The sequence below is a fragment of the Psychroserpens sp. BH13MA-6 genome (genome assembly GCF_052983595.1).
Genome location: NZ_JBRJGE010000003.1, coordinates 198481 through 213787, shown reverse-complemented (window position 1 = coordinate 213787; position 15307 = coordinate 198481). Strand labels below are relative to the sequence as shown.

The 15307-nt window shown below is 38.0% G+C and carries 10 protein-coding genes; 8 read left to right on the top strand and 2 right to left on the bottom strand.

Translation table 11 applies throughout. The features are described 5' to 3' along the window. Window positions 1-3 precede the first annotated feature (3 nt). From ACU8DI_RS07925 to ACU8DI_RS07895, 7 genes are all read left to right on the top strand, one after another. Entirely contained in the window at window positions 4-1197 is a 1194-nt protein-coding gene (locus ACU8DI_RS07925; RefSeq protein WP_447112231.1) for a DegT/DnrJ/EryC1/StrS family aminotransferase, read from the top strand. Between the two features lie 9 nt (window positions 1198-1206). Beyond that, the gene (locus tag ACU8DI_RS07920) at window positions 1207-2328 is read left to right on the top strand and encodes a hypothetical protein (RefSeq protein WP_447112230.1); all 1122 of its coding nucleotides are present in this window, start codon (window positions 1207-1209) and stop codon (window positions 2326-2328) included. 91 nt (window positions 2329-2419) lie between these two features. Beyond that, on the top strand, window positions 2420-6298 hold the full coding sequence (locus ACU8DI_RS07915) for a hybrid sensor histidine kinase/response regulator transcription factor (RefSeq protein WP_447112229.1): 3879 nt from the start codon (window positions 2420-2422) through the stop codon (window positions 6296-6298). A 353-nt stretch (window positions 6299-6651) separates the two neighbouring features. Then, window positions 6652-7068, top strand: a complete 417-nt coding sequence (locus ACU8DI_RS07910; RefSeq protein ID WP_447112228.1) for a lipocalin family protein — start codon at window positions 6652-6654, stop codon at window positions 7066-7068. A 139-nt stretch (window positions 7069-7207) separates the two neighbouring features. After that, the gene (locus ACU8DI_RS07905) at window positions 7208-8878 is read left to right on the top strand and encodes a hypothetical protein (protein WP_447112227.1); all 1671 of its coding nucleotides are present in this window, start codon (window positions 7208-7210) and stop codon (window positions 8876-8878) included. A gap of 24 nt (window positions 8879-8902) precedes the next feature. Further along, window positions 8903-9604, top strand: a complete 702-nt coding sequence (locus ACU8DI_RS07900) for a hypothetical protein (RefSeq protein ID WP_447112226.1) — start codon at window positions 8903-8905, stop codon at window positions 9602-9604. Between the two features lie 39 nt (window positions 9605-9643). Further along, window positions 9644-10606, top strand: a complete 963-nt coding sequence (locus tag ACU8DI_RS07895; RefSeq protein ID WP_447112225.1) for a hypothetical protein — start codon at window positions 9644-9646, stop codon at window positions 10604-10606. A 24-nt stretch (window positions 10607-10630) separates the two neighbouring features. On the opposite strand, the gene ACU8DI_RS07890 is transcribed toward ACU8DI_RS07895, so the two are convergent. Continuing rightward, a complete protein-coding gene (locus tag ACU8DI_RS07890; protein WP_447112224.1) occupies window positions 10631-11386 on the bottom strand; it encodes a LytR/AlgR family response regulator transcription factor in 756 nt (251 codons plus the stop codon). Further along, entirely contained in the window at window positions 11383-13407 is a 2025-nt protein-coding gene (locus tag ACU8DI_RS07885) for a sensor histidine kinase (RefSeq protein WP_447112223.1), read from the bottom strand. The genes ACU8DI_RS07890 and ACU8DI_RS07885 overlap by 4 nt, the downstream gene beginning before the upstream one ends. 233 nt (window positions 13408-13640) lie before the next feature. Between ACU8DI_RS07885 and ACU8DI_RS07880 the strand changes: the two genes are divergently transcribed. Further along, entirely contained in the window at window positions 13641-15287 is a 1647-nt protein-coding gene (locus ACU8DI_RS07880; RefSeq protein WP_447112222.1) for a serine hydrolase, read from the top strand. The last annotated feature ends 20 nt before the right edge of the window (window positions 15288-15307 follow it).

Below are 15307 nucleotides of genomic sequence, written 5' to 3'. Positions count from 1 at the left end.
CGAATGCCGGGATTTGAATTGTTTGGCGACCTTGAGCGTCAAGAACTGAATGATGTATTAGACAACGGTGTGTTAATGCGTTATGGCTTTGATGGCATGCGCAAAGGGCATTGGAAAGCGAAATCTCTCGAGTCTGAATTATGTAAAACTTTTAATACCAAGCACGTGCAATTGGTATCCAGTGGTACCGCTGCGGTGTCCGTCGCTTTGGCGGCTGCAGGTGTAGGCGCAGGCGATGAGGTTATTATGCCCACGTTCACCTTTGTGGCGAGTTTTGAAGCGATTATGATGCTAGGTGCCATTCCTGTGTTGGTGGATATTGATGAGACCCTTTGTTTAGATCCCAAAGCTGTGGAAGAAGCTATAACCGATAACACCAAAGCGATTATGGTGGTACAGATGTGCGGCAGCATGGGGCAAATGGACGCTTTAAAAGCTATAAGCGACAAACATGATGTATTGCTAATTGAAGATGCCTGCCAAGCGATTGGTGGCACTTTCAACGGACAACCTTTAGGAAGCATCGGCGATTTAGGCTGTTTTTCTTTCGACTTCGTGAAGACCATTACCTGTGGTGAAGGTGGTGCCGTGATTACCAACAACAAAGATTATTATGTCAATGCCGATCATTTTAGTGATCATGGGCATGACCATATAGGCAACGATCGTGGTGCTGAAAGGCATCCGTTTTTAGGCTATAATTTTAGAATTTCCGAATTGCATGCGGCTGTTGGATTAGCACAAGTGAAGCGCTTACCAGAGTTTTTGGCTATTCAGAAAAAACATTATACGATACTAAGGGATGCCTTGAGTGACATTCCTGAGGTCACTTTTAGAAAAGTTCCGGAAGGAGGTGAGGAGAGCTATGCGTTCCTTAATTTCTTTTTACCAACTTTGGAGCTGGCGCATAAGGTTTCCGAAGCCTTTAAAAATAGGGGTGTTGATGCTTGCTGGAATTATTATGATAATAACTGGCACTACGTTCGTAAATGGCATCATTTAAAGGAGGCCAAATCACTTTATCCGTTATCTTCGGACATTTTAGCGTCCTTGGACACCTTGAAAACGAAAGACTTTTCGCAATCAGATCATTTTATCGGAAGGAATATCTCATGCCTCGTAAAATTATCATGGACCGAAGATGAAGTGCACAGTAGAGCCAAAATAATGGCACAAATTATTAAACAATACCTATAAATAGTTGCCATGTTAAAAATTAGTCTTCAAATCTTCTTATTGGTTTTTATCTTTCACGCCTATGCGCAAAAAAAGGATGTTCACATCATTGAATTATTACCCAATGACACAGAGACCGTAATGGATTGCGATTTTTACATCGCGGAAATTATTGATAACAGAATCATTAAAAGTAATATCGGAATCGCTCAAAAAGGCTTGATGAATCGAAAGGTTCTTGCCGATTTTAGCAAGGATTTCGATAGAGAAATTTTAGATTATTTAGAAACCATTACACCTAAGGATTCAACGAAGCAAGCACTAACACTGCGTATCAATCAACTGCTTATTTCTGAACACACGGGTGCTTTCAAGGAAACCGGTAAAGCGGTTGTGCGCATGGATGTACTCCTTAAAAACGACACTGCATACGGAAAATTGGGTAGTTTTTCAGATTTAAAGACTAAGAATAGTATGGATGTGACCCGAAAGCACGATGATAGAATTAGAGCTGTTCTTAAACATTGCTTAATGCAATTTGATTCATTGGAATGGATATCGATTCAACCTAAAAGTATTGATGTTACAAAGCCAAAAGTAGCCAAAATTTTAAATGCGGATATCCAACAAGGGTTTTTTGAGACCTATATGGAATTAGCTAATAACAATCCAAATGACCACCTCAATTTCGAGGTGCAAAATCGAAGTACTGAGCGTAAACTACATTTAAAAGACACTGAAAATAACGACAAGATTGTAGATTTCGCTTATTACGATGGTAAGGATTTGTATTTAAATGCCTCTTCCTATTCTGGTGAGCGTCATTACATTAAAACAGAACGCTTTGATCAGTTCTTAATCTTTTCGGATATTTTCATGAATGATGATAATATTGCTGGTATGTCTATGGCGTTTGGTGTTTTAGGTGTGCTCGCTTCGAGTGAACGTCAGACCGTTATGTTCGATTTAAATTCTGGACAGTTTTTTCCAATGTCAAGAACCAAGATGCGCCTTATTTTAAAAGAAGACTATCCCGATTTATATAAAAAATTCAAAAGAGATTCTAGAAATCATACGCTGATCAAAGAAATTCTTGAAACCTTGTATCATGAAAAGGGTAAAGAGGCATTCGGAGCACTTGTGAGAATGTAAAGACAAAATGACTTCTTCCGCCATATTAACTTGAACATTTTAGCTTAATCCACTAATTTTTTGGTATTTTTAGTGGTACAAATAGTTAATAATGACTTATTTAAAGTGGTGCTTTCTCTGTTTTACTGCAATTGCTTTATCTCAAAATAGCAAGCAAGTATCCTTTTGTGAACTCACTGTTGAACAGGGTTTATCTCAAAACAGCGTGATTAGTATCGCTCAAGACAGTACCGGATTTATGTGGTTTGCCACCCAAGACGGACTCAATAAATATGACGGTAAATCCTTTGACCATTTTTTATACCAATTTGAAGATATTACCAGAAGCACCTACAGCAAATTAGGGAAGGTTTATGTAGACCAACAAAATCACGTTTGGATCATTACCAATTCGGGAATACTCCATAAAAAAGAGGCAACTTCTGAAACGTTTAAGCACCTAGATAAGCTCAAAAACGTGAGTACGTTAATTCAGACCTCGAATCATGACTATTATTTAGGAACCTATGAATCAGGTGTTTATAAAATTGATGCCGAGACTCAGGATACCCTACAAATACTGAATGAAACCGATCGAAATAGCACCATTTATGATTTGTTTTCTTATAAGAATCAAGTACTAGCTTCAACGTCTAACGGTATTCTAAAGATTGATAACAATACTAATTACCAGCATATTCCTATTGAAACACAAGTGAATTTTAGCGCTTTTACAGCGTCTAAAAAACACAATAGACTGTTTGTAGGGAGTTACGGGAAGGGCTTGTTTATGGCCAATGGCAATACCATGGACTTTAAGCCTTTTGAAGGCTTTGCTAACAACCAACTGCCTCAAGATTTAATCATTCAGGATATTTTAATAGATAGTAGTGAGAATTTATGGATTGCCACTTATGGCGATGGTGCTTATCTGGTAGACTTTAATCAGGAAACGATTCAGCACTTTGTAGCCAATAAGACCAACCCTTTTGCCTTACACTACAACGATGTGTTGTGTCTTTATGAAGATTTTACGGGTATCGTATGGCTCGGAACAGATGGCTCCGGATTGAGTTATTACGATGAGGACTTAGTCAAATTTAATGTGCTCACCAACAAGCAAGCACCAGACAATGTGAGTATTGATTTTGTGCGAGCTATCGCAGAACGAGATGGATATGTTTGGTTAGGAACTTCTAATAAAGGATTGACGGCTATTGATTTTAAAACAGATACCTACCGCATGTATACGACGAATAATTCGACGCTTGAAAGTGACCGTGTTATGAGTTTGTATAATCAAGATGGCACCTTATGGGTGGGACACCAAAATAGTGGTCTGCAAAAGTTGGTGGACAATGATCAGTTTAAAACCTTTAAAGCCACCGAAGGGATGTCGATCTGGAAAATATATGAAGCGGTAAGCGGTAGACTCTGGTTATGTACTTTGAATGGTTTGGTACTGTTTGATGAAACCCAAGGGATTGTTAAGCGCTATAATTCGGAAAATTCTGGATTGTCTTCAAACGCTATTAGAACCGTTGAGGCAGGAGCACCTCATACGCTATGGATTGGTACAGAGTCTGGCGGACTTTATCACTTGAATACTCAGACGGAAACGATTTCACGCATCGAAACCATACCAGATCGTGTCAAGTCGCTTTACTATCATTCAGGCATACTCTGGATAGGAACGAATGGGAATGGTTTAAAATCTTATGACACATCCACTAAATCAATTCAACACTTCACCACAGCACAAGGCTTGGCGAATAATGTGATCTATGGCATCCTACCAGATAATGAGCAACATCTGTGGTTGAGTTCCAATAAAGGATTAACAAAAGTAAATGTCAATAAAGACACGATAGTCGCGATTGAAAATTTCAGTAATTATGACGGTTTACAAACGAATGAGTTCAATACTGGAGCCTATTTTAAAGATGATCATGGCATCTTATATTTTGGAGGTCTTGAAGGTTTAAACTGGTTTGATCCGAGCCAAATATCCTATAATTCAGTGAAGCCGAAAACCGTGATTACGGGCTTTGATGTGTTTGCCAAACCACGTCAGATTGTTCAAGATGCCGTGTTTCCTGCAAAAGATAATACCATGACCTTTACTTTTTCGAGTTTGCACTATTCGCAACCTGATAGAAATCATTATAAGTATCAACTAGAGAATCACGATCCTGACTGGATTTCATCGGGTAATACGAATACAGCACATTATACAAACCTGCCACCTAATGATTACAATTTTAAAGTAATTTCAAGTAATTATGACGGTGTTTGGAATGACGATCCGGTAGTCTATTCATTTACCATAAAACAACCATGGTATTCTAGTAGCTTGGCCATTATTGGTTACTTCTTATTGTTTGCAGCCATAAGTATATGGGTATACCGCTATTTAAAATGGCGTTGGCATATGCAAACACAACTGCAAATGGAGCATGCCGAAACCGAACGACTCAAAAAGCTCGATGACTTCAAAACCAAGCTGTATACCAATATATCACATGAATTCCGAACCCCTTTAACACTTATTTCCGGACCGATAGAACATCAATTGTCTAAAGATCAATTAAATGATGAAGATAGAGAGGAACTGAATTTAGTAAAGCAAAATGCTAACAGACTGTTGAAACTCGTGAACCAAATGCTGGATTTGTCATTGGTAGATTCTGGGCAATTGCATTTGGAAGTTTCCGAAGGGAACCTTCAAGTGTTATTACAACAAATCGTTGCGGCATTCACTTATGCGTCTTCCGATAAACAAATTCGTATGGATAGTACGATCAATAATCTAGAAAAAGTCTGGTATGATCCTGATATCATCGAAAAAATCGTTACGAATTTACTGTCGAATGCCATTAAATATGCACCTGATGGCAGCCAAATTATCTTTGATGCCAATCAAAAGGATGCTAATTTAGTTTTGTCTGTAGTAAATACCAATAAGCATATTTCAAACAAAAATTTAGGACAATTATTTCAACGCTTTTATCAAGGCGAAGAAGCTTCAGAAGGGATTGGCGTGGGATTGTCATTAGTAAAAGAGTTAGTGACCCTGTCTAATGGAACCATCATCGCCAATACTATTGATACCGATAAAATACAATTTACGGTCACCATTCCTGTACATAAGGACGCTTTCAAGGATTTTGAAATAAAAGATAAATGCTCAGATGAACTAGCAGAGGACGATATAATGTCTGATGCAGACCAAACAGCACCACTATTGCTTATCGTTGAGGATGATGGTGATATCCGGAAATTTGTGGTGTCCCTGCTGAAACAGGATTATCAAATTATTGAAGCTGTTAACGGTGAATCAGGTATTGAAAAGGCTATAAAATATCTGCCAGATGTCGTTATTAGTGATATTATGATGCCAGTTAAAGATGGGATAGCCTTATGTAATGAACTAAAGCACAATGAGCTTACCAGTCATATTCCTATCATACTATTAACAGCAAAGGCTGGGGAAGAAAATGAGATTGAAGGTCTCAAAATAGGCGCTGACGCTTATTTAACGAAACCCTTTAACAGCGAAAAACTCAAGCTACGAATCAAACAACTCATAGAGGTGCGCCAGCAACTCCAAAAATATTTCAGTCATGATTTTACCATACATCCTGAGATAAAAATTACCTCCACGGAAGCTAATTTCCTCAAAAAGTTAAAAACCGTTTTGGAATCCAATATTACCAATACTGATTTTACCAGTGAACGCTTTGCAAAGGCCATGCAAATGAGTCGAACAAAATTACACAGAAAACTCAAGGCGATCGTAGGAATGAGTACTTCAGAATGCATCCGAGCCGAACGTTTAAAATTAGCGGTCATTCTTCTGGAAAAATCGGATGCGACCATATCAGAAATCGCTTATCAGGTCGGATTTAACTCGCCATCGTATTTTATTAAATGCTTTAAAGAAGTTTATAACACAACGCCAAGCGAATATCAATCGCAATTATCTTCTTAAAACACACAAAATCAGTATTTTAATACGTAATGAAACAATAGTGCGATAGATTGCTACATAATTGCGATACCTCGAATGTCCACTTGTATAATTTTACCCTTGTTAATAGCAGACATGATCAAATGGACAAATCCCTCAATAATAACGCGACGGGTGAGAAGATATATCTCAACATCGACCATTTAAAAAAAGGCACGTATCAATTAGAAATTTTATTGAATAATAAAGTCATTAAATCGATTAAGATTACTAAACAATATTAAAGAAGCTATTAATCAGTTGATAAAGGAGATCAACCTAAGTATCACGTGGAGATTTAACGTTGGTTTCCTTTTATCTTAAATTCAAAATCTATGAAAACACTCATCAAATTATGCAGTATTTGTCTTCTCGTTATTATTTACAATTGTAGTAGTGACGATGGTGATAACGGTACAAATAATCCTACAGTCCAAGAACTTCTGGTTTCAGGAAAATGGTACAACGAATCCAGATCAGTTGGATCAAATTATTCCGATTGCGAAAAAAATGGCAGCATAGCATTTAACAATAATGGCCAAGTGATGGTAGAATCTTTTGATGACCCTTCTGGTCCCTGTGAATCTTTAGGAGTTATTACGGCCACCTATACTTTAGCCAATAGTTCTGAAATTACCATTATTTACGGCTCAGAAGTTCTTAATGCCAGTATTATCTCAATCACGCAAGAAACGTTAACAGTTATGTCAAGTGATGGGGAAACATTAACCTATGATAAAACACCTGGTTAAACATTTTTAGATGGGCAATTGAGCTATTATTAAGGCTTGTATTAATTCTGATATGTGCATTATTCTTTACAATAAAGTGATTCGATACAGGTAAAATCCGAGCTACTACAACGGTTAAATACATTAAATTTTCAAAATCATGAAACTTAAACACATTATTCTATTACTTGGCTGTTTCGTTGTTACGCCAACGACGCAAGCACAATTTTTAAAAAAACTAAAGAAAAAGGCGGAGCAGGCCGTTGAGCGTACGGTCTTAAACAAAACTGATGAAAAAGTCTCAAAGAAGACAGGCAAAACCATCGATGATATTACTACCAAAAAAGACAACGATAAAAACGATAAGGCAACAGAGCAGAATGGAGATACCAATTCGGCACTGCAAATCAATACCAAGGCCAAACAAAACATGTATCGTGAAGATATGGTGATTAAGCTTCAAGAGAATAATCAGGTAAATCAAACCCAATATTTTGATGCTGACGCTGTAGCCGTAAAGCTGGATCAACCTAGTATGCCAGATCCAGGTTATATCGATAGCGAAGGATTTATGTATGTATCAGAGGATGGCGCTTACACCAAAACAGGGCTGGTCGCTGTTCAAAGTCAGGGCTTGATGGCACCTACCATGATGCTAGAGGCTTATAAGTTACCGCCAGAACCCTTTATGGCTAATTTTCAAAAGCAAACAGATCTTGGATTGACACCGAACCCTTTTAATGGTATTGTGGAATTTGCCTTTATCTATGAGCCAGAGCATTTTAGATACGAGGATTTTAAAGAGACTCAGCAAACGATGAGAGGGGAGACCTTTACCAAATTTGAATTCTTGAATGAACCAGGTTACGAAGGTAGCTATGTACTTTTTGATAGCAAGGGAAGACTCTTGGAAATCTATACAAATAAGTCTGAAACCACTGCAGCCAATAACCAATCCTTTATGAGTAGGATGCCGCCTGGTGAAAGTCTGCTCATGTATGAATACAAGCCAGTCACCGTGGAATTGCCACCAGCTATTGAAAAGAAAGTGGCTGGTCAAGGCCTCATGGAAATGATGATGGGATCGCATAAGTCTAAAAAAGACCCAAATGATATCGATGAAGACGATTATGATACAAGCGATTCTAAAGGCATGACTAAATCGGCTAGAACAGCATTGAATAATCACAAAGTGACCGTAGATATGCTGCCAGCATCCTATGATTTCGATTGGAAACTTAAGACTGAAATGGTCATGAACAGTAAGAAGAAAGAAACGATGGATATGACCTTCTTGATTAAAGAAGGAGCCACTTATCAAGGCACTGAAATGTCTATGGAAGACATGGGAAGCGATGGAAAAACAACCATGTTATTTGATATGGAACTCAAAACCATGATCATGTTTATGGATATGCAAGGTCAAAAAATGCTTCAGATGTACCCAATTCCGGAACCAAAAAATACAACGAAAAAACTCGATTATAAAGTAACAGAACTGCCTAATAAAACCATTTTGGGATATGATTGTAAAGGGCTTCAGTTAGAAGATGACCGCTACATGTTTCAAGTATATCACGCCACGAATGCACCAATCAGCTTAAGTAATTTTATGAGTTTCAGTGGCGCAAAAAACATGGATTTACCAGATATAGATCCAAAGATCATTGAGCAGTTTTCAAACGGATTGGTATTGGAAATGCAAATGAAGGACAAGAAAAAGTCCAAAAATAATGTGAGTATCATCGCAAAATCACTCGATAAAACGCCAACAAGTGTCAAAAAAGGCGCCTATAAAGAGATGAGTTTCTTGTCAGGATTGAAAAATTAATAATAACCATTAAATCAACGTATTATGAAAACCATAAAAACCTCAAAAATTCTAAATGTGGCCCTATTGATTTGTGCACTAGCCTTCAGCGGATGTAGTAGTAGCGATGATGGGAATGGAGATGGACAAACACCATCTAACGGGAGCTCATATTTGACTTATTCATTATTAGGAACGGGGATATTGGATGCTACCAACATTACTATTAGTAATCAAGACGATACAGAAAATGCCACCATATTTATATTTGGTCATGTCTATTTTGATGAGACAGATCTTGGAACTGAAAAATTAGTCAGTTTGAGCTATGGTTACATCGGATCAAATGGCCAAGTAGAAAGAAGTGTCGAGATGACTTTTTCTGCAGGTACAGGCTCCAAGGTCCTTGGAGAATTCGAAACAGGCTCTACAGGTTTAATTACGTATCATCCAACGGAATATATGATCGTATCGGTTGATGATGAAGATATTTTTTATGATAATGATAATGATCAAGATAATGACGCGTCCAATAATTTATTGTCTAAAAATGTCGTTGTAAGCATCACTGAGTACGAGGAGACTACGAATGAATTAGGAATCCTAACACTTAAACATATCAAAGGTACTATTGGGAATTCTGGAAATCAATTATTCAGTAATTATTTCACCAGTCCGACGACAGCCCCAGGAGAGTTGTTCTACAACATTACAGCAGATTTTGAATATAACATCAATCAACAATAATAATATACCCTTCCAACAAGACATAAATTTATAACCATTATGAAAGTCAAGACGATTATTTTATGCCTATCCTTTATGTTCGTAGCGATGTTTTTAACCCATTGTAAATCGGATAAAAAAGAGCAAACAGATCAAAACACTCGAGAGGAAATGACAAAAGTAAAGGATGACGGTCACGTGGATATCATTACTAGAGCCATGGAGTTTGAAACCGCAGATACCTTAAGGTCTGGGTGGACCACCTTTCATTATAAAAATCGTTCTGGGGAAGTTCATTTTTTCTTGATGGACAAACTGCCTTCAGATTCTATCGTGACATCAGATATCTCCGATCATTTAATGCCAGCTTTTGATGATGGTATGAGATATTTAATTGAGGAGAAACCTGACAGTGCTATGGCTGCATTTGGGAATATTCCTGCTTGGTTTAACGATGTGAAACGCTATGGTGGATCAGGCCTCATTTCTCCTGGAAAGACCGCGGTTTCAACAATTAACTTAGTCCCTGGAAAGTATATGATGGAATGCTATGTCAAAGCGATCAATGGGGAATGGCATACCTCTCATGGAATGTGGAAGTTCATTACCGTTGTGGATGAATCAACCAATCACACGCCTCCAACTGCTATGCATACAGTAAGTGTTTCGAGTACGGAAGGGTATACGTTTGAAGGAACACCAACCACAGGTAAGAATATATTTAAGGTGGATTTTATAGATCAAGTGCCACATGAGCATTTTTCGGGACAAGATGTAAACTTAGTTAAATATAACGATGGCGCGGATATGACTACGCTCTATGAGTGGCTTAATTGGATGAATCCTGTAGGCTTAAGAACACCAGCACCCGATTCATTCGTTTTCTTGGGTGGCGTGAACAATTGCGAAGCTGGAGAAACGGGATATTTCGAGGTGGATCTGGAACCTGGAAACTATGCGCTTGTTTCTGAAACACCAAAAGCGGATGAAAAGAAACTATTAAAAACGTTTGTTATTGAGTAGTTGAAAAATTGGTCAAAAATAGTTTTAAACCATCCCTACTTTTTTGAGTAAATCTTGTTTTCGTGTTCGGGAAACCGCCAAGTCCTTGCCGTCGGCCATGACGACATAACCTGCGTTACCACGCACATATTTAATCATGTGGTTCAGGTTAATCAAATAAGAGTTATGGATTCGCAAGTAATTATAAGGCCGTAATTGAATAGTCAGTTCCTTCAAAGGTTTTGACATGAGCAATTTGCGATTTTCGGTAAGCACGATGTGTGTATAATTGCTGTCGGCCACACAGTAAAGAATATCCTCAATCAAAATATAATCGAGCCCTTCACGTGTTGGGATCGCGATACGATGCTGTGTTTCACTATTCACCAAATTATGGTTGAGTTGCTTGATACCCTCATTGATCTGTGAGGTATTTTGATTCAAAACGCGCTTCAAGGCTTCTGACAGGCTGTTTTTATCAATGGGCTTCAATAAGTAGTCGATAGCGCTCAATCTAAAGGCCTGAACGGCATATTTATCGTGGGCCGTCGTAAAAATGACATGAAATTGAACCTCTCCTATGGCCGTAAGGAGTTCGATACCATTCATCCATGGCATTTCGACATCAAGAAATACCAAGTCGGGTTGGCTTTCCCGTAATCCTAAAAGGGCTTCTTTTGCACTCGTGTAATGTGTGTCCACTATAATGTCCTTGGCATATCTATCCAATAGGGTTATCAAGCCATCAATACAATGGGCTTCATCATCAATGATAACTGCTTTTAGGGTTGCTTGCTTCATAGTTCAAAGTATAATTTGACTTGGGTTCCTAAACTGACTTGATTCTCGTATTTGTCAATAATCTCGTAATTATAAGTGCTATCTAATAGTTTGTTGTTGATGTCCAAGCGCTCCAAAAATAATTTCATACCAATAGATTCACGTTTTGTAGGCTTGGTAAGTTTTGAGGCGTGTGTTCTTCCGACGCCATTGTCGTCAATCGTACAAATCACTTCATTTTCTGTTTGTTCGATTAAGATAGTGATTTTCCTTGAACCTTCTTTATGAAGTAATCCGTGCCAAATAGCATTTTCGAGCAACGGTTGTAATAACATTGGAGGCAGCATGATAAAATCGATTGCTGTATTGGGTTCAATTTTAATATCATATTCAAAACCATCTTTAAACCGTAAATGTTCCATTTTGAGGTAAAGTTCGCATAATTCTAGTTCCTCTTCTAAGGTGATTTGTTTGGCTTCGGAATAACTCAGGACTTTTCTCATAAAGGAAGCGAAATCCCCTAGATAGTCCATAGCTTGATCGTCTTGGTTTTGCTGAACCAAATTCCGAATGGCATTAAGGCAGTTGAATATAAAATGCGGATTCATCTGGGCCTTTAGCGCTTTTAATTCGGCATTGGCAATTTTTTGATTGAACTCTGCAGCCAGCTTTAATTTTTCCTCAGAGATCAACTGTTCGTTCTTTGCAATGATCTTAGAGGTTTTGTCTTCAACAAGCTGTTGTAGTTCGGTGTTGAGTTGTTTTTGGATTTTGAGGTTTTCCTGTTCGGCCTCCACCAAGCTTTTTTGAGTATCTACCAACGCCTTGTTAGTGCGTTTCATTTTTAAGCCAATGGCTTGATTTAAAAAGAAAATTTCGAGAAGAATGCCAATTTCATAGAATAAAAACGTACCGAGGTCGGTCCAAAGCGCAAGAATAAGATAGATAATTACTCCTAAAATTATGAGCAGCATCCCACCTCCAATAAGCTTAAATAGAGTGTCCTTTTTTCTGAAAATTTGCCAAGCGAGTAATGTCCCAGTAATTGCCAAAGGGATATGGGCATATATGAAAAACCTGCTTTGGATGGGGACAAAAAAACCTAGGCGTAATACAGTGATGACCAGTGTTGAAAGCAATGCAAAGATGGCACTCCACAACATGAATTGGTAGTATTTGTATAGGGAATCTCCCTTTTTCATTCCAAGTATATCTCTAAGGTAAAGACAGAAAAAAAGCCAAGGTAAGGGCCTAAAAAACTGTTTGACACTCAAAGGTCTGTCCAAGTGTTGGAAAAGAATAGCTTGTCCGTAATAACGCTCAAACGGATCTAAATAGAACAATCCCATGGCAATGAGGTAAAGACTGTACCAAAGCAAGTAGCGCTCAGAAAATTGAAAATAACGAAACAGGAAAAATAAGCCTGTAAATAACATGAGGGCCGTAAACGCTGGATAGAAGCTCAGTCTAAATCTTGCATCATGACGTCTCTTAGCGATATAATTCTCAGCGTTTTCCACTTCATATAAATGAAGCATAAAAGGGTTTCCACGTTGCCCATTGAGTTTAATGTATAAGGTCCCAGACGTACTATCTAATACTTTTAGAGGAAATGCAAGGCGAGACGTAAGGTCGTTCTTACTTTTGGAAGCATCTAAGCCACCTATACCTTTAATTACTGCATCATTAGTCACTTCATAATACTCGAAGTGCATGCCTTCAATAACGACTACAGTGAGATCCTGATGATGCGAGGCGGTCGTTTTGTGTATAGGTATCTTAAACCAAATGGGATATCTAAATATATCCGAGTCAAAATCTATAGAATCTGAAAGCGTATAAGGTGTCATGGGTACATTCTTAATAGCCTCAATCTGTAATTTTTTTGTACTATCGATATGGATGGACGCATAAGGTAGTACATCCACATAAGCTGAATCTAATACTTTTAGTATCGGCTCCGAATCAATATTGAGCGTATCTTGTGCTACAAGGTTGACACTTGATATAAAGGCTATTATGAATATAAGACGTCGGTACATATCTCATAAAAATAGTAAATAATGAGGTATGACTTCAACCTAATGAGTGAATGGTCATTGATGCGTTTGAATGGTTAAGTTAGTCTATTAAACTGCAACAATGATTAGAATTCATTTTCGCTTCAACCACTGACATATTCAACAACACAAGAGACCCATGAAAACTACTTACCACTAAGTAGTGCTTTTTACAACTGAAATATTGAATGACATTGTGGTCAAAATCAAATATCATGAAAAAAAATATTGTATACCTCGTATGTTATCTGATTGGCTTCATAGCCGTCGGACAATCAAAAGAAGCAGCAGCCATCGATAGTCTGTTTATGGCTTGGGAACTAAAAAACGAGCCTGGCTGTGCTGTCAGTATAATCAAAAATGGCGAAACGATCTATGAAAAAGGTTTCGGATTGGCTAATTTGGAGCAGGAGGTTGGCATCACACCAACATCAAAATTTTACATTGCCTCCAATTCGAAGCAGTTTACGGCATTCTGTGCCCTATTGTTGGAAGAACAAGGCTTATTGGACCTCGATCAACCCATACAAACCTATTTACCAGACTTTCCAGAATATGAATGGCCCATAACGCCGCGGCATCTAATTCATCATACCAACGGATTTCGAGATTATTTGCACTTGTTATATCTGAAGGGTAAGGATTTAATGAATGAAATTTCAGAAGAGGAAGTCTATGATATGATCAAAAACCAAAAATCCCTGAATCATCAACCTGGCGACAAATTTCTTTACAACAATTCGGGTTATTTTTTGTTAGGGCGCATTATTGAAAAAGTGTCTGGCCAATCGCTAAAAGATTTTGCTCATACACATATTTTTGAACCCTTAGGAATGAACGATACGTTTTACTACGATGATAATACGGTGTTAGTGTCAAACAGGGCACATAGTTATAACAAAACAGATGGCGGTTTTAAAAATTTGACGACTCGATTTCAATTGGTCGGTTCGGGTGGCATCTATTCAACGGTTGAAGATCTGGCGCTTTGGGACCATAACTTTGATGATAATGAACTTGGAAAAGGCGCCGATGACATTATTTCCAAAATGTATTCTGAAGGTCTTTTTAATAATGGACAGCCCTGTGGTTATGCATTTGGACTAAGAAAAAATACCTATAAGGGTATTGAAACCTTAAGTCATGGTGGTTCTCTTGAGGGTTACAGAAGTGCATTTTTGAGATTTCCTGAGGAAAAGTTATCGATCATTATTTTGGCTAATCGCGATGACGCTATGCCAATGGAGAAGGCTCACACCATAGCAGACCTTTTTCTTGACATAAAAAAAGCACCAAAAGCAGCACCTGAAGAAAACGTTGCGAAAACCACTGATAAATTTCAGTTAGAGCAACTTGTTGGGCACTATGAATTACGACCAGGAATGCTGGTGGAGATTACCTTAAAAAATGAGGAGCTTTGGCTTCATCAAAAATGGAATGATAGGTCGTATACCATTGTCAATAGATCGGGTAATACCTATGGGGTTCCAAATGAAGAGACCATCGTATTTGAATTTTCAACATTGGAACATGGTGCGGCCCAACGTCTTAAGGCCCTTCAAGGTGATAAAACAACCATTGCTAAGCGTACATTAGAATCGAACGAGCCCACAGATATCAAAGCATATATTGGAAAATATTACAATGACGAACTAGATATTACCTATGAGGTGTCTGTGTTAAATGATGAACTCATCGTTAAAATTCCATATTTCGAAACCCTGAAGTTGAAATCCATTGCCAAGGACGCCTTTGTCACATACTACGGAGCGCAAGTAAGGTTTACTAGGACCAATGGTGCTGTTACAGCGTTTATGGTTGATTCGGGAAGGGTCAATGGATTAAGCTTTATCAAACAATAAGATTCATGCAAGATAATTTA

Coding starts and splice junctions, on each gene's coding strand:
- ACU8DI_RS07905 (WP_447112227.1), top strand. CDS start 7,208: ATGAAACTTAAACACATTATTCTATTACTTGGCTGTTTCGTTGTTACG.
- ACU8DI_RS07920 (WP_447112230.1), top strand. CDS start 1,207: ATGTTAAAAATTAGTCTTCAAATCTTCTTATTGGTTTTTATCTTTCAC.
- ACU8DI_RS07885 (WP_447112223.1), bottom strand. CDS start 13,407: ATGTACCGACGTCTTATATTCATAATAGCCTTTATATCAAGTGTCAAC.
- ACU8DI_RS07925 (WP_447112231.1), top strand. CDS start 4: ATGCCGGGATTTGAATTGTTTGGCGACCTTGAGCGTCAAGAACTGAAT.
- ACU8DI_RS07890 (WP_447112224.1), bottom strand. CDS start 11,386: ATGAAGCAAGCAACCCTAAAAGCAGTTATCATTGATGATGAAGCCCAT.
- ACU8DI_RS07895 (WP_447112225.1), top strand. CDS start 9,644: ATGAAAGTCAAGACGATTATTTTATGCCTATCCTTTATGTTCGTAGCG.
- ACU8DI_RS07900 (WP_447112226.1), top strand. CDS start 8,903: ATGAAAACCATAAAAACCTCAAAAATTCTAAATGTGGCCCTATTGATT.
- ACU8DI_RS07910 (WP_447112228.1), top strand. CDS start 6,652: ATGAAAACACTCATCAAATTATGCAGTATTTGTCTTCTCGTTATTATT.
- ACU8DI_RS07880 (WP_447112222.1), top strand. CDS start 13,641: ATGAAAAAAAATATTGTATACCTCGTATGTTATCTGATTGGCTTCATA.
- ACU8DI_RS07915 (WP_447112229.1), top strand. CDS start 2,420: ATGACTTATTTAAAGTGGTGCTTTCTCTGTTTTACTGCAATTGCTTTA.